A 19025-nucleotide genomic window follows, 5' to 3' on the forward strand; every position below is an offset into this window, starting at 1 on the left:
CGCGCTCTTGCCACCCCCTCGCGCCGGGCGTAGACCAGACCGCACGGAACAGCGCTCGAACGTTCGGCCAAGTACGACGGAGTACGAGAACGGGGCAGTGATGCGCAGGACGAGCAGGAACTTCCGGATACAAGGGGCGGCCGGGCGGCACGGGCCGGTCCTCCCCTCCCGACGGGCCGTCAGGGCCGCCGCGGCACTGGCCGCCGGTGTGCTGGCGGTGTCCCTCACCGCCTGCGGAGGCGACGACGACGGTGGCGGCGGTGGCGGGGACGACAAGGGCAAGGCGTCCGGGGACACCGGAACCACCGTCACCCTGCCGAAGCTGGACGGCCAGACCCTGGAGGTCGCGGCCGTGTGGACCGGTGCGGAGCAGAAGAACTTCAAGCAGGTCCTCACGGAGTTCGAGAAGCGCACCGGCGCCAAGGTGACCTTCGTCCCCGCCCAGGACCCGATCATCAACTTCCTCGGCTCGAAGATCGCGGGCGGCGCCCCGCCGGACGTGGCGATGCTGCCGCAGCCCGGCGCGATCAAGCAGGCCGTGGAGAAGAACTGGGCCAAGCCGCTCGGCCCGGAGGCCACCCAGGAACTGGCGAAGAACTACTCGCAGGGCTGGCAGGACATCGGCAAGGTCGACGGCAAGCAGTACGGCGTCTACTACAAGGCCGCGAACAAGTCGCTGATCTGGTACAACGCCCAGGTCTTCGAGAACGCGGGCGCGTCCGAGCCGAAGACCTGGGACGAGCTGCTGAACACCGCGCAGATGGTCTACGACTCCGGCGTCACCCCGTTCTCCGTCGGCGGCGCCGACGGCTGGACCCTCACCGACTGGTTCGAGAACATCTACCTCTCGCAGGCGGGCCCGGAGAAGTACGACCAGCTCGCGAAGCACGAGATCAAGTGGACGGACCCGTCCGTCAAGGAGGCGCTGACCACCCTCGCCGAGGTCTGGGGCAAGAAGGACTACATCGCGGGCGGCCCTGACGGCGCGCTGCAGACGGAGTTCCCGGCGTCCGTGACGCAGACCTTCACCGGCGGCGACCAGCCCAAGGCCGGCATGGTCTACGAGGGCGACTTCGTGCAGGTGAACATCGGCGAGACCGAGGCGGAGGTGGGCACCGACGCGAAGGTGTTCCCGTTCCCCGCGCTCGGCGACACCCCGCCCGTGGTGTCCGGCGGCGACGCGGCGGTGATCCTGGAGGACTCCGAGGCGGCGCAGGCCCTGGTGACGTTCCTCGCCTCGCCGGACGCGGCGGGCATCCAGGCGAAGCTCGGCGGCTACCTCTCGCCGAACAAGAACGTGCCGGAGTCGGCGTACCCGAACGAGGTCCAGCAGAAGATGGCCAAGGCGCTGATCGACGCCGGCGACGACTTCCGCTTCGACATGTCCGACCAGGCCCCGCAGGCCTTCGGCGGCACGCCCGGCAAGGGCGAGTGGAAGGCGCTGCAGGACTTCCTGAAGAACCCGTCGGACGTGGCCGGCACCCAGGCGAAGCTGGAGGCCGACGCGGCCGCGGCGTACGGGAACTGACCGGGGATGGCGGCGGACACGGCGGCGGGGACCGCGAAGACGGCCCCCGCCGCTCCCAGGTCGCGCAAGAGCGTCACCGGCACCCGCAGGACCGTGGCGGCGCTGTTCCTGCTGCCCGCGCTGGTGCTGCTCGGGGCGCTCGTGGTCTACCCCATCGGGTACTCGGTCATCCGCAGCTTCTACGACCAGTCCGGCGACTCCTTCGCCGGATTCGACAACTACCAGGCGCTGTTCACCGACGACGGCATCCGCACCGCGCTGAAGAACAACGTCCTCTGGGTGGTGTTCGCCCCGACGGTGGCGACCGCGCTCGGTCTGGTCTTCGCGGTGCTCACCGAACGGGTGCGCTGGGGGACGGCGTTCAAGCTGGTCGTCTTCATGCCGATGGCCATCTCCATGCTGGCGGCGGGCATCATCTTCCGTCTCGTCTACGACCAGGACCCGGACAAGGGCGTGGCGAACGCCGTATGGGTGGGCGTGCACGACACCTTCGCCCAGTCCTCGGCGTTCCCGAAGGCGCACCCGGGGCGCGAGTCGCCGCTGGAGCCGGCCGGCGGGGGCGCGTTCGTCACCAGGGACACGGTGCGCGCCGGGGACACGGTGTCGCTGCCGCTGGTGGGCGTCGCCCCGGACGTGATGCCGGACGACGCGAAGCCGGCCGCGGCGCCCAAGCCGGAGGACGACCGGATCACCGGCAGCACCTGGCAGGACTTCACCCGCGGCAAGGGCGTCGGCACGCTCAACCAGGTGGACTCCGCCGAGCTGGGGTACGCCGGGATGCGGATCGAGGCGGTGAAGGACGGCGAGGTGGTGGAGACGGCGACGGCCGCCGCCGACGGCACGTTCTCCTTCTCGTCGAAGGCCGACGGGGCACAGCTGCGGCTGCCCGCGAGCAACTTCACGGAGCCGTACAACGGGCTCGACTGGCTCGGCCCGTCGCTGGTCACCCCTGCCGTGATCGGCTCGTACATCTGGATGTGGGCGGGGTTCGCGATGGTGCTGATCGCGGCCGGGCTCGCGGGCATGCCCCGTGAGCTGCTGGAGGCCGCCCGGGTGGACGGCGCCAACGAGTGGCAGGTGTTCCGGCGGGTCACGGTGCCGCTGCTCGCCCCGGTCCTCGCGGTGGTCGCCGTCACCCTGATGATCAACGTCCTGAAGGTGTTCGACCTGGTGTTCATCATCGCGCCGGGCTCGTCGCAGGACGACGCCAACGTCCTCGCGCTGGAGCTGTACCGCAAGGGCTTCTCCGAGGACCAGCCGGGCGTCGCCAGCGCCATCGCGGTGTTCCTGCTGCTGCTGGTGATTCCGGTGATGTGGTTCAACGTCCGGCGGCTGAGGCGGGAGGTGCGGCGATGAGCGCGGACGCCGAGAGCGTCACGAAGGCGGGCGTGCGGCCCGCCGGGCCCGTCCGGGCGGAACGGCCGCTGGGGTCCCGGCTCGCCGGCTGGGTGAGCGGCGGGGCGGTCCGCGTCTTCCTGATCGTCGTCGGCCTGTTCTGGCTGGTGCCGACGATCGGGCTGCTGCTGGCCAGCCTGCGCTCGCCGGAGGACATGGCGGTGGACGGCTGGTGGACGGTGTTCACCGAGCCGTCCGAGCTGACCTTCGGCGCGTACCGGACCCTGCTCGAGAACGACGACATCACCGCCTCGCTGCTGAACACGGTGTACATCACCGTGCCGGCGACCGTGCTGGTGGTGGTGATCGGCGCGCTCGCCGGGTACGCCTTCGCGTGGATGGAGTTCCCGGGCCGCGACTGGTGGTTCCTCGCCGTGGTGGGGCTGCTGGTGGTGCCGGTGCAGGTGGCGCTGATCCCGATCGCCGAACTCTTCGGCGAGCTGGGAATCTTCGGCTCCCTGGCCGGGGTGGTGGTGTTCCACGTCGGCTTCGGCCTGCCGTTCGCGGTGTTCCTGCTGCGGAACTTCTTCGCGGAGATCCCCAGGGAACTGCTGGAGGCGGCCCGGCTGGACGGCGCGGGCGAACTGCGGCTGTTCGTGCGGGTGGTGATGCCGCTGGCCGGTCCGGCCGTCGCCGCGCTGGGGATCTTCCAGTTCCTGTGGGTGTGGAACGACATGCTGGTCGCGCTGATCTTCACCGACTCGGGGAGCCAGCCGATCACGGTCGCCCTGCAGACGCAGGTACGGCAGTTCGGCAACAACATCGACGTGCTGGCGCCGGGCGCGTTCATCTCGATGGTGGTGCCGCTGGTGGTGTTCTTCGCGTTCCAGCGGCAGTTCGTGTCCGGTGTGATGGCGGGCGCCGTCAAATAGGCACATCGCACGCTCAGTTGGGGGCGGACCGGCCGAGGTCCGCCCCTTCGTGCGACGTGATTCCCCCGGATGCCGCAGGGGTGCGTAACCAAGGCGGGCCAACGGGCGTTGCCGGGCAGAACGCCCGCGCCGACCGTTGGATGCCCCTTGCCCAGGTTCAGTGTCATTGTCCCCGCGTACCAGGTTCAGGCGTATCTGCGCGAGTGCCTGGAGTCGGTGCTGACCCAGTCGTACCCGGACCTCGAACTGATCGCCGTGGACGACTGCTCGCCCGACGCCTGCGGTGCGGTGATCGACGAGTTCGCGGCCCGCGACCCGCGGGTGCGGCCGGTGCACCTGCCGGCCAACGTCGGCCTGGGCCCGGCCCGCAACGCGGGCATGGCCCGCGCGACCGGCGACTACCTGGTGTTCCTGGACGGCGACGACACCCTCACCCCGGACGCGCTGCTCGCCGTCGCCGACCGGCTGAAGGAGACCGGCGACCCGGACGTCCTGGTCTACGACTACGCCCGCGCCTACTGGACCGGCGAGACGGTGCGCAACCAGGTCGCCGCCCAGCTCGCCGAGCACGGCCCGGCGCCGTTCACCCTCGATGACCGGCCAGGTCTGCTCAGCCTGCTCGCGGTGGCCTGGAACAAGGCGTACCGGCGGGATTTCGTCGAGCGGCAGGGCTTCACCTTCCCGCCCGGCTACTACGAGGACACGCCCTGGACGTACCCGGTGCTGATGACGGCGGGGACGGTCGCCACCCTCGACCGGGTGTGCGTGCACTACCGGCAGCGGCGCGCCGGCGGCATCCTGCACACCACCAGCGAGCGCCACTTCGAGGTCTTCGGCCAGTACGACCGGGTCTTCGCCCACCTCGACGCGCACCCCGGCCTGGAGCGCTGGCGGCCGGTGCTGTTCCGCCGCATGGTCGACCACCTGCTCACCGTGTACACCCGCCCCGACCGGCTGCCGCGCGGCTCGCGCGCCGCCTTCCTGCGCCGGGCCCGCGAGCAGTACCGGCGTCACCGCACACCCGGCGCGCCCGTCCCCGCCCGCGCCCGGGTGCGGCACGCGCTGGTCCGGTTCGGCCTGCACCGCACGTACCGCGTCCTGCGGCTCGCCGCGTCCCTCGGCCGCCGCGCGGGCCGGATGCGGCGCCGCGCGCTGCGCGGTCTGCGCCGCGCCCTGCTGCGCACCCACTACCGCGTCCAGCGGCTGCTCCCGCTGGACACCGGCCGCGTCCTGTTCACCGTCGAGGACGACGGCGGCTACGGCGGCGACCCGGCCGCCCTGGAGTCCGCTGTCCGCGACCACGCCCCGCGCGTCCGCACCGCCTGGGCGACCCGCCCCGGGCTGCACCACACCCTGCCCACGGCCACCCGCCGCCTGGTGCCCGGCACCGCCGCCCATCTGACCGCGCTGGCCCGCAGCGCGTACGTGGTGACCGACCGCGCGCTGGTGCCGGGCCTGGTCAAACGCAAGGGGCAGATCCTGGTGCACACCCCGCCCGGCACCCCGCTGGCGTACGCGGGACTCGACCTCCAGGACCGTCCGGCGGCGGCCCGGGACACGGACTTCGCGCGACTGATGGAGGGCGTCGACCAGTGGGACCACGTGGTCACCGGCGACCGTCACTCCACGCTGACCTACGAGCGGGTGCTGCCCGGCCGCTACCGCACGCTGGAGTACGGCAGGCCGCGCACGGACCGGTTCCACACGGCGACCGCGCAGGACGTGGCCGTGCTGCGCGACTCCCTGGGCGTCCCCGCGGGCGCGGTGGCGATCCTGTACGCGCCCGCGCCCCGCGACTACCGCCGCACCCCGGTGCGCACCCTCGACCTGGAGCGCGTGGTGCGCCGGCTCGGCCCCCGGTTCGTGATCCTCTCGCGCGCCGCGCGCCCCGACGGCGAGCCGCTCGAGGCCGCCTCCGACCGGGTGGTGGACGTGAGCGGCCACCCGGACGTGATGGCGCTCTGTCTGGCCTCGGACGCACTGGTCACCGACTTCTCCCCGCTGATGTGCGACTACGCGGGCCTGGACCGCCCGATCGTGCTGTACGCCGAGGACCGGGAGGCGTACGCGGCGGCCCGCGGTCTCTACGTCGATCCGTGGACCGTCCCGCCCGGCGCGGTCGCGGACAGCGAGGACGAACTGATCGAGATCTTCGCCGGGGGCCGCTGGTGCGGACCGCGGGCGACCCGGCTGCGGGCTGCGTTCCGTGACCGCTTCTGCCCGCACGACGACGGCCGCGCCGCCGAACGGGTGGTGCGCTCGGTGCTGCTGGGGGAGTTCGCCGAGCCGCCGGCCGTCCCGCCGGCGCGGCGGCGCCCGGTGCCGGCGGCCGCCGTGGTGCCGGAGACGCCCGTGGTGTCGCTTCCGCCTCAGCCGGCCGTCTTCTGACCGTCACCCACCCCGTCCGCCCGTCGTTGCCCCCATTGGGAGTACGCATGTCCCCCGGCTCGTCACGGCCCGCCCCGGCCCGGCCGCCCGCGCGGCGTCCGACGGGGCGGCCCGGGCGGCGGCCCGCCCGCTGAGCGGCCGCCGTCACGCCCTCGTCAACGGAAAGAGCAGAATGCCCCGCTTCAGCATCATCGTCCCGTCCCATGGGGTCGCAGGTCGGCTGGGCCAGGCGATGGACTCGGTCCTCGCCCAGTCGTTCGGAGATTTCGAGCTGATCCCGGTCTGCGACGCGGCCGGGTCACCGGCGGCCGGTGTCGCCGCCGGGCACGCCGAGCGGGACTCCCGGGTGGCGCCCGTCCACGCGCCGCCGTCCGAGGGGCTGGCGGGTGCGCGCAACGCGGGCGTGCGGGCGGCGACCGGGACGTATCTGCTGTTCCTCGACGGGGACGACGTGCTGGTGCCGGGCGCGCTGGCGGCGCTGGACGCGCGGCTGGCGGAGACCGGGCCGGTGGACGTGCTGCCCTGCGAGCACGAGCGCGTCCCGTGGTGGGAGGGCGAGCCCACGCGGCCCGTCGCGCCGCTGCTGGAGCACGCCCCGGGCGGCGCCTTCGCCCCCGGCCGCGCCCCACGGCTCACCGGGGTGGGGCTGCCGGCGTGGAGCGCGGCCTGGCGGCGCGACTTCGTCACCGAGCACGAACTGGCATTTCCGCCGGGGTGGTTCACCGACGTCGGCTGGTGCGGGCGGGCGCTGCTGCGGGCGGAGCGGGTGGCGGTGTCGCGCCGGGTGCTGGTACGGCACCGGGCGCGCCGCCAGGGCGACCGGCTGCGGCTGCCCGGGGCGCACCACCACGACCTGCTGGACCAGACGGAGCGGGTGCTGGACGAGGCCGCCGGACTGGGACTGCCGGCCGCGCGGTCGTGGCCGTTGTTCGAGCACCTCTTCGCGGCCGTGCTGAAGACCGCCGCGCACCCCCGGCGGCTGCCGTCCGGGCGGCGGGAGTTCTTCCGGCGGGCAAGCGCCCTGTACCGCGGGCACCGGCCCGCCGGGTTCCGGCCGCCGGGCGGCAGCCTGGGCGTGCAGCACCGGCTGCTGGCGGCCGGGTCGTACGAGGCGTTCGCCGCGCTGCGGGACACCCGGCGCGCGGCCGGGCGGGCGGCGGCCGCGCTGCCCCGCCCGCGTGGTGTGCGCACCCGGCTGCACTACGGCCTCCAGCTGCGCCGCCCGCTCGACCCGGACCTCGCGGTGTACTGCGCGTACTGGGGCCGCGGCTACGCCTGCAACCCGGCCGCGATCCACGCCAAGGCCCGCGAACTCGCCCCGCACATCCGGGGCGTGTTCCTGGTGGAGGCCGACCAGGCGCACACCGTGCCCGACGGCGTGGAGTACGCGGTGCTCGGCAGTCACCGCGCCTGGGAGTTGCTGGCCCGCGCCACGTACCTGGTGAACAACGCCAACTTCGCGGAGGGTGTGGTCAAACGCCCCGGCAGCGTGCACCTCCAGACCCAGCACGGCACCCCGCTGAAGACCATGGGCGTGGACCAGTCGACGTATCCCGTCGTGGCGGCCGTCACGGGCAGCTTCACCAAGCTGCTGGGACGGGTGGACCGCTGGGACTACAACCTGTCCTCCAACCCGCACTCCACCCGCGTCTGGGAGCGCGCCTTCCCCGGCTCGTACGAGCATCTGGAGTACGGCTACCCGCGCAACGACGTGTACGTGAGCGCAGGCGCCGACGACGTGGCCCGGGTCCGTGCCGAGCTGGGCGTCCCGGAGGGCGCGCGGGCCGTGCTGTACGCGCCGACGCACCGCGACCACCACACGGGGTTCGAGCCGGGGCTCGACCTGGAGGCGTTCTGCGAGGCGGCCGGCGAGGACGTGGTGGTGCTGCTGCGCGCGCACTACTTCTACGACCGGGGCGGGCGCGGAAGCGGCGGGCGGGTCATCGACGTCACGGCGCACCGTTCCTCGGAGGACGTGTGCCTGGCGGCGGACGCGCTGGTCACGGACTACTCGTCGATCATGTTCGACTACGCCAACCTGGACCGCCCGATCGTGGTGTACGCCGACGACTGGGAGGTGTACCGGGAGACGCGGGGCGTCTGCTTCGACCTGACGGCCGCCCCGCCGGGCCGGGTCGCCCGTACGCCCGAGGAGCTGGGCCGGGTGTTCCGCGACGGCTCGTACGCGGACGCGGAGGCGGCGGCGCTGCGGGCCGCGTTCCGGGAGCGGTTCTGCCCGTTCGACGACGGCCGCGCCGCGGAGCGGGTGGTGCGCCGGGTGCTGCTCGGTGAGCCGCCCGAGGCCCTGCCGCCCGTGATCCCGCTCGCGGAGCGCGTTCCCGCCCCTTCGGCCGCCACCCTGGTGAGGAGCTGACGTGCCCCGCTTCAGCGTCATCGTCCCCGTCCACCACGTGCAGGGCTATCTGCACGCCTGTCTCGACTCGGTGCTCGGGCAGTCCTACCGCGACCTCGAGCTGATCGCCGTCGACGACCGCTCCCCCGACGGCTGCGGGGCGATCCTCGACGACTACGCGGCCCGCGACGACCGGGTGCGGGTGCTGCACCTGGAGGAGAACGTGGGCCTCGGCCGGGCCCGCAACGCCGGGATGCCGCACGCGACCGGTGACCACCTGCTCTTCCTGGACAGCGACGACACCCTCACCCCGGGCGCGCTGCGCGCCCTCGCGGACCGGCTCGACGAGACCGGCGACCCGGACGTGCTGGTCTTCGACTACGCCCGCACTTACTGGTGGGGCGGCACCCGCCGCAACGTCCTCGCGCATGTGCTGGCCGAGGCCTCCGGGAGCACCTTCACGGCGGCCGAGCGGCCGGAGATCCTCGAGCTGCTGATGGTGGTGTGGAACAAGGTCTACCGCCGTGACTTCGTCGAGCGGGAGGGCTTCACCTTCCCGCCCGGCTACTACGAGGACACGCCCTGGACGTTCCCGGTGCTGCTCAGCGCGGAACGCATCGCCACCCTGGACCGGATCTGCCTGTACTACCGGCAGCGCCGCCAGGGGAACATCCTGTCCACGACCAGCCGCAAGCACTTCGACGTGCACGAGCAGTACGCGCGGGTGTTCCGGTTCGTGGACGCCCGTCCGGCGCTGGCGCACTGGCGGCCGTTCCTGCACGCCAAGATGGGCGAGCACTGTCTCGACATCCTGTCCAAGCGGGACCGGCTGCCGCCGTCGGACCGGGCCGAGTTCTTCCGCCGCACCGCCGACATGTTCCACGCGAACCGCCCGCCGGACGGGCGCATCCCCGCCGAACTCCGGGCCCTCGAGGGCTCGTACGCCGAGTACGTGCTGCGCCGCAGGGCCACGCGGACCGGCCGGGAGCTGCAACGGCGGGCCCGGCAGGTCCGCACGGCGACGGCGGCGCGGGCGGTGCGCGCCCGGTCGCTGCTGCGTCGTCCCCTCGACCCGCACCTCGCCGTGTACTCGGCGTTCTCGCACCGCGGGATGCTCGGCGACCCGGCGGCCGTCTACCGCGCGGCCCGCGAACTCGCCCCGCACATCAAGGGCGTGTGGGTGGTCGCCGACGAGGAGCGGGCCGCGGCCCTGCCGCCGGGCACCCCGTTCGTGCTGCCGGACACGCCGGAGTACCGCCGGGTGACCGAGCGGGCCGCGTACTTCGTCAACAACGTCAACTGGGCGGGCACGCTGGTGAAACGGCCGGGCAGTGTGCACGTCCACACCCACCACGGCACCCCGCTGAAGTACGCGGGCGCCGATCTGCTGGACAAGCCCGGCGCGAGGCTGCACTTCGACGTGCCGCAGATGCTGCGCCGGGCCGACCGCTGGGACCACAGCCTGGTCGCCAACCGCCATTCCGAGCTGGTGTGGGAGCGGGCCTTCCCCTGTCACTTCACCTCGCTGCGGTCGGGCTCCCCGCGCAACGACGTGCTGGTGCGGGGGGACGAGGAGCGCGCCCGCGCGACCCGGGAGCGGCTGGGCATCCCGGAGGGCGACACGGTGGTGCTGTACGCGCCGACCCGCCGGGACTACCGCAGGGACGGTCTGGTGGAGCGGATCGACCTGGCCCGGTTCGCCGCCGACCTGGGCGAGGGCCGCACCCTGGTGGTCCGGCTGCACCCCACGCTCGCCGACGGGCCGGCGCGCGGACTCGGCCTGTCGGAGCTGCACCGGCGCGGTGTGCTGGTGGACGCCACCGACGAGCCGGAGGTGCAGGACGTGCTGCTCGCGGCGGACGTCCTGGTCACCGACTACTCGTCCGTGATGTTCGACTACGCTCTGCTGGACCGGCCGGTCGTGGTGCACGCCGACGACTGGGACGCCTTCCGCGCGAGCCGGGGCGCGTACCTGGACGTCACGGCCGGGCCGCCGGGCCATGTGACGCGTTCCTACCGGGAGCTGGCGTGGCTGTTCGCGTCGGGCACCTGGGCGGACGAGGAGTCGGCGCGGCTGCGGGCGGCGTTCCGGGAGCGGTTCTGCGAGTACGACGACGGCCGGGCCGCCGAGCGGGTGGTGCGCGCCGTGATGCTGGGCGAGCCGCTGCCGGAGCCCTCGGGCGATCCCGGCCTGCTGCCCGCGCAGACCGCCGGCCGCGACCTGCTGACCCCGTCGTGAGGCCGCGCACCTGGGTGCTGCTGCTGGCCGCCCTGTTCGCGCTGATGCAGCTGGCCACCGTGGAGGGCCGCGACACCCCCGACAGCAAGAACTACGTGTCGTACGCGCTGAGTCTGACCGGCGCGGACAAGCGGGAGGCGGCGGCCGCCACCATCGACCACTACTGCGCGGGGAAGGCGGCGATGGCGCACCGCGCGCAACTCGTGGACGTGGTGCGCTTCCACGCCCCGGACCCCGCGCCCCGGGTACTCGAGGAGTGCCGGGAGCAGGAGTGGCGGCAGGTGGAGGCGCGCCTTGCGGCCGGGGACACCGCCGGGCACACGGTGCCGTTCATGCCGGAGCGGTTCATGCGGATCTTCGAGGTACGGCCCGGTTATCCGCTGGTCCTGGCGCCGTTCGTCGCGCTGCTCGGGGTGACGTGGGGGGTGTGGACGGCGGGCGTGCTGATCACCTGTGCGGGCGGGGTGCTCGCGTACCTGGTGCTGCGCACGCTGGCGACCCCGGTGCCGCTCGCGCTCACCGGGATGGCGCTGTACCTGGTCCTGCCGTGCGGGACGACGGCGATGCGCCCGATGACCGAGGGCCTGATGCTGGCGCTCACCCTGGCCGCGCTGTGGGGCTGCGCCCTGGTGCTGGGCGGGACGGGACCTCGTGCCGGGCTCGCGCTCGTCGGGGGCGCGTTGTTCGCGCTGTTCACGGTGAAGCACTCGCAGGCGCTGTTCCTGGGGGCGGGTCTGGCGGCGGCGGGCGTGGCGGTCGCGGTACGGCGGCGGTGGCGGGGGATTCCGGCGGGGCGCGGCCCCGTCGCGCTCGCCGCGGTGGGGTGCGCGGGGATGCTGGGCACGGTGCTGGTGTCCCGGCTGCTGGACTACCCGTCGGTGTCGGACAGCGTGCAGGACCTGCTCACCGACCACTTCGCCCGGCCGGACCGGGAGCGGCCGTGGGCGGAGTTCTTCCAGCTCCAGGGGAACTTCTGGATGGAGTGGGCGCGGCGGCAGCTGTGGGAGCCGTTCTTCCTGGCGGCGCTGGCGGCGGGCGGGCTCGGGGCGCGGCGGCGGCCGGCGTTCGGGGTCTTCCTGGCCGCGGCGGCCTGCACGGGGTTCCTCAACCAGGCGGGGCACCCGGACATCAACATCTGGGGCGACCGGCTGATCACGCTGGCCTGGCTGCTGCCGGTGCTGGGGGTTCCGCTGCTGCTGGAGCCCGTGCTGCGGCGGGCGGTGGTGCCCGCACAGGGGGCGTCGATGGAGCCGGTGGGCTGACCGGGTGTCACCCGAAGCGGTGACGGCTGGTCAGGACCGGACCGTAGCTGGGAACATTGGGCAAATGCCCCGAATGCCCCTTTCTCTTCGCGTCCGATGAGCGCCGGCGTCCTCGTCCGGCGCCGCACGGTGGACGGCGCCACGGCGCTGCGCGGCGGCGGGTCCTGGCGCCCGTCGCCGTACCAGTGCGCCGGCTTCCTGTTCTTCCTGATGATGACCCTGGCGTTCTGGCGGGTGCCGCTGTGCTGTGACGCCGGTCAGCACGCGGCGGTCGTGGAGCGCCTCAAGGCCGATCTGCTGCGCCCCCGGCACCCGATGGCCGACCTGCCCGGCGCGGGCAGCCCGTACTACTCGCCGTACGCCGTGGCGCAGGGCGTGTTCGCCCGGCTGACCGGGCTGGGCGGCTGGGAGGTGCTGCGGCTGACCGGTCCGCTGAACCTGCTGGTGCTGCTCACCGGCCTGGGCCGTTTCGTGCGGGTGCTGACCCCGCGCCCCTGGGCGCCGGTGCTGGCGCTCGCCGCGACGGCCCTGCTGTGGGGTGTGGAGCGCGCCTGGTGGAGCGGCTACCTCAACCTGATGTCGATGACGGGCAACCTGCCCTACCCGTCGGCGTTCGCGATCGGGCTGGCCTTCTGGGCGTGGGCGCTGACCGGCGCGCGGGCCCGGGACACCGGGGGCGTGCGCTATCTGGGTCCGGGCGGCCTGCGCCCGCTGTCCGGGTACGCGGGCCTGGGCGTACTGTACGGGCTGATCCTGCTGGTGCATCCGATCACCGCGGTCGCGGCGGCGATCGGGGCGCTGGCACTGGTCGCCGGATGGCAGCGGCGGTGGTCGGCGGCGCTGGCCGGGCGCTGGGCGCTGACCGGCACGGCGGCTCTGGCGACGGCGGCCTGCTGGCCGTACTTCGACGTGTTCGCGCTGGCCGGGGACTCCAGCGTGGACGCGATGCACCGGCGGCTGTACCTGGAACTGGCCGGGCAGTTCGGGCTGGCGCTGCTGGGTCTTCCGGCCCTGTGGCTGCGGGCCCGGCGCTCACGGCGGGACCCGCTGGTGCTGATGTTCGCCCTGGACTGCGCGGTCGTGGCGTACGGCTGGGTGAGCGGCCACTACACCTACGGGCGCGCCCTCGGAGTGACGTTGCTGCCTCTGCAGATCGCGCTGGCGGTGGAACTGGCGGCGCCCCGCCCGTGGCCGGTGTGGCGGCGGCTGCTGGGCGGGGCCGCTGCGGCGGGGGCCCTTGCCGGGCTGCTGACCGTGCACGCGGGAGCGCTGGTGCCCCCCGCCGCGGATCCGGTCGGCTTCCGGCAGCCCCCGGACTGGCCGTCGTACGACTGGGCCGCGCGGCACATCGCGCCCGGGGAGGTGGTGGTCACCGACGGCTACTACGCCGTCCACGCGATCGCCGGCTACGGGCCCAACCTCGCCGCACCCGCCTGGCCGGACGCCTCGCTGGACGAACGGGAGCGGCTGCGGCGGGTGGCCGATGTGCGCGCGTATCTGGACCCCGCCTCGACCCGCGCCCTGCGGGACACGGTGGTCCGCCGCTACGAGGTGCGCTGGCTGCTCCTCACCAAGTACCAGCGGGTGCCCGAGGAGGCCGTGGTGGTGGCGTGGAGCCGGCGCACCGGCGAGGTGCTGGCGCGGGTCGGGAGCGGGCGGCGGGACTACTCGACGACGAGCTCGACCGGGATGTTGCCGCGGGTGGCGTTGGAGTAGGGGCAGACCTGGTGGGCCTGCTCGACCAGCTTGCGGCCGGTCTCCTCGTCGAGGCCGTCGGGCAGCTCGATGCGGAGCGTCACGGCGAGCGCGAAGCCCTCGCCCTGCTTGCCGATGCCGACCTCGGCGGTCACCGCGGCCTCGCTGACGTCCACCTTCGCGGCGCGGCCGACGGCGCCGAGGGCGCTGCCGAAGCAGGCCGCGTAGCCGGCGGCGAAGAGCTGCTCGGGGTTGGTGCCCTTGCCGTCGCCGCCCAGCTCCTTGGGGGCGCTCAGGCCGAGGTCCAGCTTGCCGTCGGAGGTGACGGCGCGTCCCTCGCGGCCGTGGGTGGCGGTGGCGACTGCGGTGTAGAGCGCGTCCATGAGGACACCTTTCCTTTCGGCGGGTGACCGGCCGGTTCCAGGGGACCCGGCCTCCGTGAGCTCAAGTAGAGCACACAATTCAATTGGACACAACCAAATGACTCGCGCAGCGCTACCCTGGAGACATGACAGCGACATCCGGCCCCATCCCGGCGACGGACGCACCGGCCGTTTCGGACGACTGGCTCCGTCTCGACCAGCAGGTCTGCTTCAGCCTCAACTCCGCCGTCCGCGCCTTCAACGGCGTCTACCGGGTGGTGCTGAAGGATCTCGGCCTCACCTATCCGCAGTACCTGGTCATGCTGGTCCTGTGGGAGGACGGCACGGTGCCGGTGAAGCGGCTGGGCGAGCGCCTGCGGCTGGACTCCGGGACGCTGTCCCCCCTGCTCAAGCGGCTGGAGGCGGCCGGTCTGGTGCACCGGGAGCGCAGCGCGCGCGACGAGCGGTCCGTGGAGGTGCGGCTCACCGAGGAGGGCGCCGCGCTGCGCGAGCAGGCCCTGCGGGTGCCACGCCGGATCTCCGCCGCCACCGGGCTGCGGAGCGAGGAGATGCGCGCGCTGAGCGCCACTCTCGCCGACCTCACCGCCGCCCTGGACAAGGCGGCCGCAGCGGGGGCCTGACGCCCGCCGGGACCGTCCCGGGGTGCGCGACGGCACGCTCCGGGCGAGCGTGGAGTGAACCTCCGCAGCGCGCCCCGAGGATGCCATGCACCCCGACCCCTCCCCGGCCGACGCCGGCGCCGTCTCGGTCGTCGTCATAGGCCACGACGACGCCGCCCACGTGGCCGACGCGGTGCGTTCCGCGCTCGGGCAGGGGCCCGCCGTGCGGGAGGTCGTCGCCGTGGACGACTGCTCCACGGACGGCAGCGCGGGACTGCTGGAGCGGCAGGCCGCCGCCGAGCCCCGGCTGCGGGTGGTCCGGCTGGCGGTCAACAGCGGCGGCTGCGGCACCCCGCGCAACACCGGCCTGGACGCGGCGGCCGCCCCGTACGTGATGTTCCTGGACAGCGACGACGTGCTGCCGCCCGGCGCCGTGGACGCGCTCCTCGCCGCCGCGCGCGAGACGGACGCGCAGGTCACAGGCGGTCTCTGCGTGCGCCGTGAGCTGCCCTCGGGCCGCGAGGTGCCGTGGGAGCCGGCCCTGTACGCCTCCCCCGCCGTCGTCGCCCGCCCGGCCGACCGCCCGCGCCTGGTCCGCGACACCCTCAGCGTCAACAAGCTGTACGCGACGGACTTCCTGCGCGCCCACGGCATCCGGTTCCCCGACGGCCGCTTCCCCTACGAGGACATGGTTTTCACGGCGCGGTTGTGGGCCGCCGCCCCGCGCGTCGCCCTGGTCCCGGACCGGGTGTACGTCTGGCACGTGCGCCGTGCCGCGCCCCGGCTGTCGATCTCGCTGGACCGTGCGGGCGTCGGCAACTGGCGGGCCCGCACGCACGCCTGCCGCGCCGCCCACGCGATCCTGCTGGACGCCGGGGAGAAGGGGCTGGCGCGAGCCGTCCGCGCCAAGTTCCTCGATCACGACCTGCGCATGTACGTCCGCGAGCTGCCGCTGCGCGACGAGGCCTACCGCCGCGCGTGGTGGGCGCACACCCGTGAGCACCTCGCCGAGTACGACGCCGCCGACCGCACCGGTGACCCGGCCGCCCCCGGCATGCTGCTCGCGCGGGTGCTGCTGGCCTCCCCCGAGCCGCGCGACCTCCCCCGGCTGCGCGAGCTGGCCGCCCGCCCGTCCCGGCTGTGCCCGCCGTACGCCCGGACGCCCGACGGCACGCCCTGCTGGTCGGCGGAGCTGCCCGAGGTCACCCTGGAGACCCTGCCGGAGCGCCCGGTCCGCCTGCTGCCGCTCGCCGTGGACGCCGAGCTGCGCACCCGCACCCGTTTGCTGCGGCTGCGCCTGCACGAGCTGTACGGCGCGGTCGGGCGGGCCGGTCCCGTGGACGCGGAGGTGGAGTGGCGCCACCGGGACCGGGCGGGCCTGGCGCTGCGCCGCACGGTGCCGCTGCGGCCGGCCGCCGACGGCGCCTGGACCGCCGCGACACCCGTCCCGCTGGCACGACTGGCGTCCCTCGGCACGGGCGCGTGGGATCTACGTCTGACGCTGCGGTTCCAGGACGGCGCGACCCGCACGGTCTCGGCCCACGCCCTCACGGGTCCGGGCCCGCTGCGCCCCCGTGCGGCCACGAGCCCTCGCCACGGCCTGATCCTGGCCCGCCCGTACGCGACCCACGGGGGCGCACTGGCCCTCCGGGTGGCGGCGGGGCCACAGGACGCGCGCCGCATCCTCACCGGCCGCCTGCGCCGATGGCTGCCCTGACGCGGGCCGTCGCCGTCTCCGGGGCACTGGCGCGGGCCGGGACCGTCTCCCCGCCCTGGCGCGGGCCGGAGCTCAGAGCGCCTTGAGGGCCTGTGCCGTCGCGCGGGCCAGGCCGTCCAGGTAGCCCTTCGGCAGCTTCGGGCTGCGGATCACCACCGAGCGCCAGTACAGGGGCCCGGAGATCAGGTCGAGGGCCAGGGCGTGGTCGACGCCGGCGCCGATCTCGCCCCGCTCCTGGGCCGCCGTGACGATGCCCTTGGCGACCCCGTCCTGGCCCTCCCGCAACGCCTTCTGCACGGCCTCGGCGATCTCGGGGTTGCGGGCGGCCTCGGCCTGGAGGTCGGGGAGGATCTGCGAGGCGACGGGATGGCGCAGGGCGCGCGAGCTGACCTCGTAGAGCAGGCGCAGGTCGCTCTCCAGGGAGCCGGTGTCGGGCGCGGGCAGGCCCTGGACGGCGAGGGCGGAGACCACGTCGAGGACGACGTGCAGCTTGGACCGCCAGCGGCGGTAGACCGCGGTCTTGCCGACTCCGGCACGGCGCGCGATGCCCTCGATCGACATCCGCGCGTAGCCGACGGCGGCGAGCTCCTCGAAGACGGCCGCACGGATGGCCTCGGTGACGTCCTCGCGCAGCACGGCGGCCCCGGCGGGAGCCCGGCGGCGCGGACGTGGCTCGGGCGCGTCGGCGTTCGTCATGCGTTCCAGCATAGGCCGCCCGCGTAGCGACGATACGGTTGCGTTCCGACGCGTTTTCGACCTACGCTCGTCGTCACGACGATACGGTCCCGTTCCGACGTAACAGCCGTAGTGACCGTCGCCCCACCCCCCTCCTAGCGAAAGCAGCGGATGTGAGTCAGGCACTCGACACACCGCCCGCCGCGTCGGCGCGCCCGGAACCGCCCGAGACCGACCTCGCGGCCCTCGCCGCCCGGCACGGTCTCACGGTCAGCGGCGCCCGCCCGCCCCTCGGCGCGTACGTCCGTCAGCTGTGGGGGCGGCGGCACTTCATCCTGGCCTTCTCGCAGGCCAAGCTGACCGCCCAGTACAGCAAGGCGAAGCTGGGCCAGCTGTGGCAGGTGGCGACGCCGCTGCTGAACGCGGCCGTGTACTTCTTCATCTTCGGCCTGCTGCTCGGCGCCCGTAGGGGCATACCCGGCGACGTCTACGTGCCGTTCCTCGTGACGGGCGTCTTCGTGTTCACCTTCACCCAGAGCTCGGTGCTCGCGGGCGTGCGGGCGATCTCCGGAAACCTCGGCCTGGTACGGGCGCTGCACTTCCCCCGGGCGTCGCTGCCGATCTCGTTCGCGCTCCAGCAGCTCCAGCAGCTGCTGTTCTCGATGATCGTCCTGGTCGTCATCATGATCGGGTTCAAGAGCTACCCGGACGCCTCCTGGCTGCTGGTGCTCCCCGCGCTCGCCCTGCAGTTCGTCTTCAACACCGGCCTCGCGCTGATCTTCGCCCGGATGGGCAGCAAGACCCCCGACCTGGCGCAGCTGATGCCGTTCGTGCTGCGGACCTGGATGTACGCGTCCGGCGTGATGTTCTCCATCCCCGCGATGCTGGAGGACAAGAACGTCCCCGCCTGGCTGGCGGACGTCCTGCAGTGGAACCCGGCCGCCGTCTACATGGACCTGGTGCGCTTCGCGCTGATCGACAAGTACGACTCGTCCTACCTGCCGCCGCACGTGTGGGCGTTCGCGCTCGGCTGGGCGGTGCTCGCGGGCGTGGTCGGCTTCGTCTACTTCTGGAAGGCAGAGGAGAGGTACGGCCGTGGCTGACACCCCCAAGGACAGGAGGCCGACGGTCGTCGCCGACGGCGTCGACGTGGTCTACCGGGTCAACGGCACCGGCGCCGGACGCGGCACCGCGACCGCCGCCCTCAACCGCATGCTCCGCCGCCGGCAGACCGAGAAGGCGTCCGGCGTGCGCCGGGTGCACGCCGTGCGGAGCGTGTCCTTCGTGGCGTACCGCGGCGAGGCGATCGGGCTGATCGGCACCAACGGCTCCGGCAAGTCCACCCTGCTCAAGGCCGTCGCCGGACTGCTCCCGGTGGAGAACGGCCACATCTACACCGACGGCCAGCCGTCCCTGCTCGGCGTCAACGCGGCCCTGATGGCCGACCTCACCGGCGAGCGCAACGTGATGCTCGGCGGGCTCGCGATGGGCATGTCCCGCGAGGAGGTCAAGGAGCGCTACCAGAACATCGTCGACTTCTCCGGGATCAACGAGAAGGGCGACTTCATCACGCTGCCGATGCGCACCTACTCCTCCGGCATGGCCGCCCGCCTGCGGTTCTCCATCGCGGCCGCCAAGGACCACGACGTACTCCTCGTCGACGAGGCGCTCGCGACCGGCGACCGCTCCTTCCAGAAGCGCTCCGAGGCCCGCATCCGCGAGCTGCGCAAGCACGCCGGCACGGTGTTCCTGGTCAGCCACAACAACAAGTCCATCCGCGACACCTGCGACCGGGTGCTGTGGCTGGAGCGCGGCGAGCTGCGCATGGACGGGCCGACGGACGAGGTGCTCCGGGAGTACGAGAAGTTCACGGGAGCCCGCTAGCAGATCCGGTGCGGGCCCGGCGAGCGCCGTTCGGG

14 protein-coding genes are annotated in these 19025 nt (G+C 73.6%); 12 read left to right on the forward strand and 2 right to left on the reverse strand.

What is annotated here, in order from left to right:
• Nucleotides 1–100: 100 nt before the first annotated feature.
• From ACF1AG_RS04960 to ACF1AG_RS04995, 8 genes are all read left to right on the forward strand, one after another.
• Entirely contained in the window at nt 101–1528 is a 1428-nt protein-coding gene (locus ACF1AG_RS04960; RefSeq protein WP_387794222.1) for an ABC transporter substrate-binding protein, read from the forward strand.
• A gap of 6 nt (nt 1529–1534) precedes the next feature.
• Nucleotides 1535–2884, forward strand: coding sequence for a sugar ABC transporter permease (locus tag ACF1AG_RS04965; RefSeq protein WP_359602273.1), 1350 nt, complete (start codon nt 1535–1537; stop codon nt 2882–2884).
• On the forward strand, nt 2881–3795 hold the full coding sequence (locus ACF1AG_RS04970; RefSeq protein WP_359602275.1) for a carbohydrate ABC transporter permease: 915 nt from the start codon (nt 2881–2883) through the stop codon (nt 3793–3795). The genes ACF1AG_RS04965 and ACF1AG_RS04970 overlap by 4 nt, the downstream gene beginning before the upstream one ends.
• Nucleotides 3796–3942: 147 nt before the next feature.
• Nucleotides 3943–6183 carry a bifunctional glycosyltransferase family 2 protein/CDP-glycerol:glycerophosphate glycerophosphotransferase gene (locus ACF1AG_RS04975; protein ID WP_359602277.1) on the forward strand — a complete coding sequence of 747 codons (2241 nt, stop codon included), beginning with the start codon at nt 3943–3945 and terminating at the stop codon, nt 6181–6183.
• A gap of 172 nt (nt 6184–6355) precedes the next feature.
• Nucleotides 6356–8557 carry a CDP-glycerol glycerophosphotransferase family protein gene (locus tag ACF1AG_RS04980; RefSeq protein WP_391809318.1) on the forward strand — a complete coding sequence of 734 codons (2202 nt, stop codon included), beginning with the start codon at nt 6356–6358 and terminating at the stop codon, nt 8555–8557.
• Nucleotide 8558: 1 nt separating this feature from the next.
• On the forward strand, nt 8559–10775 hold the full coding sequence (locus tag ACF1AG_RS04985) for a CDP-glycerol glycerophosphotransferase family protein (protein ID WP_391809319.1): 2217 nt from the start codon (nt 8559–8561) through the stop codon (nt 10773–10775).
• Nucleotides 10772–12037 (forward strand): hypothetical protein, encoded by a 1266-nt coding sequence (locus tag ACF1AG_RS04990; RefSeq protein WP_359602283.1) that lies wholly within the window; start codon nt 10772–10774, stop codon nt 12035–12037. The genes ACF1AG_RS04985 and ACF1AG_RS04990 overlap by 4 nt, the downstream gene beginning before the upstream one ends.
• A gap of 96 nt (nt 12038–12133) precedes the next feature.
• Complete coding sequence (locus ACF1AG_RS04995) at nt 12134–13753, forward strand: hypothetical protein (RefSeq protein WP_391809320.1); 1620 nt, start codon at nt 12134–12136, stop codon at nt 13751–13753.
• Here ACF1AG_RS04995 and ACF1AG_RS05000 read toward each other — a convergent pair.
• A complete protein-coding gene (locus ACF1AG_RS05000; protein ID WP_359750493.1) occupies nt 13702–14115 on the reverse strand; it encodes an organic hydroperoxide resistance protein in 414 nt (137 codons plus the stop codon). The genes ACF1AG_RS04995 and ACF1AG_RS05000 overlap by 52 nt on opposite strands.
• 125 nt (nt 14116–14240) lie before the next feature.
• On the opposite strand from ACF1AG_RS05000, the gene ACF1AG_RS05005 reads away from it, so the two are divergent.
• Both ACF1AG_RS05005 and ACF1AG_RS05010 read left to right on the forward strand, forming a co-directional pair.
• On the forward strand, nt 14241–14735 hold the full coding sequence (locus tag ACF1AG_RS05005; protein WP_359602289.1) for a MarR family transcriptional regulator: 495 nt from the start codon (nt 14241–14243) through the stop codon (nt 14733–14735).
• Between the two features lie 85 nt (nt 14736–14820).
• Nucleotides 14821–16431, forward strand: a complete 1611-nt coding sequence (locus tag ACF1AG_RS05010) for a glycosyltransferase family 2 protein (RefSeq protein ID WP_391809321.1) — start codon at nt 14821–14823, stop codon at nt 16429–16431.
• A 72-nt stretch (nt 16432–16503) separates the two neighbouring features.
• On the opposite strand, the gene ACF1AG_RS05015 is transcribed toward ACF1AG_RS05010, so the two are convergent.
• Entirely contained in the window at nt 16504–17139 is a 636-nt protein-coding gene (locus tag ACF1AG_RS05015) for a TetR/AcrR family transcriptional regulator (protein ID WP_359602293.1), read from the reverse strand.
• Between the two features lie 140 nt (nt 17140–17279).
• On the opposite strand from ACF1AG_RS05015, the gene ACF1AG_RS05020 reads away from it, so the two are divergent.
• A complete protein-coding gene (locus ACF1AG_RS05020) occupies nt 17280–18209 on the forward strand; it encodes an ABC transporter permease (RefSeq protein WP_359602295.1) in 930 nt (309 codons plus the stop codon).
• Nucleotides 18202–18990 carry an ABC transporter ATP-binding protein gene (locus tag ACF1AG_RS05025; protein ID WP_359750500.1) on the forward strand — a complete coding sequence of 263 codons (789 nt, stop codon included), beginning with the start codon at nt 18202–18204 and terminating at the stop codon, nt 18988–18990. Before ACF1AG_RS05020 ends, ACF1AG_RS05025 begins: the two co-directional genes overlap by 8 nt.
• Nucleotides 18991–19025 lie beyond the last annotated feature (35 nt).

Source organism: Streptomyces sp. NPDC014764 (genome assembly GCF_043082785.1).
Taxonomy (GTDB): domain Bacteria; phylum Actinomycetota; class Actinomycetes; order Streptomycetales; family Streptomycetaceae; genus Streptomyces; species Streptomyces althioticus.

Bases quoted from the DNA above. Each gene is read 5' to 3' on its own strand.
- ACF1AG_RS04970 (WP_359602275.1), top strand. From the start codon at position 2,881: ATGAGCGCGGACGCCGAGAGCGTCACGAAGGCGGGCGTGCGGCCCGCC.
- ACF1AG_RS05010 (WP_391809321.1), top strand. From the start codon at position 14,821: ATGCACCCCGACCCCTCCCCGGCCGACGCCGGCGCCGTCTCGGTCGTC.
- ACF1AG_RS04965 (WP_359602273.1), top strand. From the start codon at position 1,535: ATGGCGGCGGACACGGCGGCGGGGACCGCGAAGACGGCCCCCGCCGCT.
- ACF1AG_RS04980 (WP_391809318.1), top strand. From the start codon at position 6,356: ATGCCCCGCTTCAGCATCATCGTCCCGTCCCATGGGGTCGCAGGTCGG.
- ACF1AG_RS04960 (WP_387794222.1), top strand. From the start codon at position 101: ATGCGCAGGACGAGCAGGAACTTCCGGATACAAGGGGCGGCCGGGCGG.
- ACF1AG_RS05000 (WP_359750493.1), bottom strand. From the start codon at position 14,115: ATGGACGCGCTCTACACCGCAGTCGCCACCGCCACCCACGGCCGCGAG.
- ACF1AG_RS05015 (WP_359602293.1), bottom strand. From the start codon at position 17,139: ATGCTGGAACGCATGACGAACGCCGACGCGCCCGAGCCACGTCCGCGC.
- ACF1AG_RS05005 (WP_359602289.1), top strand. From the start codon at position 14,241: ATGACAGCGACATCCGGCCCCATCCCGGCGACGGACGCACCGGCCGTT.
- ACF1AG_RS04995 (WP_391809320.1), top strand. From the start codon at position 12,134: ATGAGCGCCGGCGTCCTCGTCCGGCGCCGCACGGTGGACGGCGCCACG.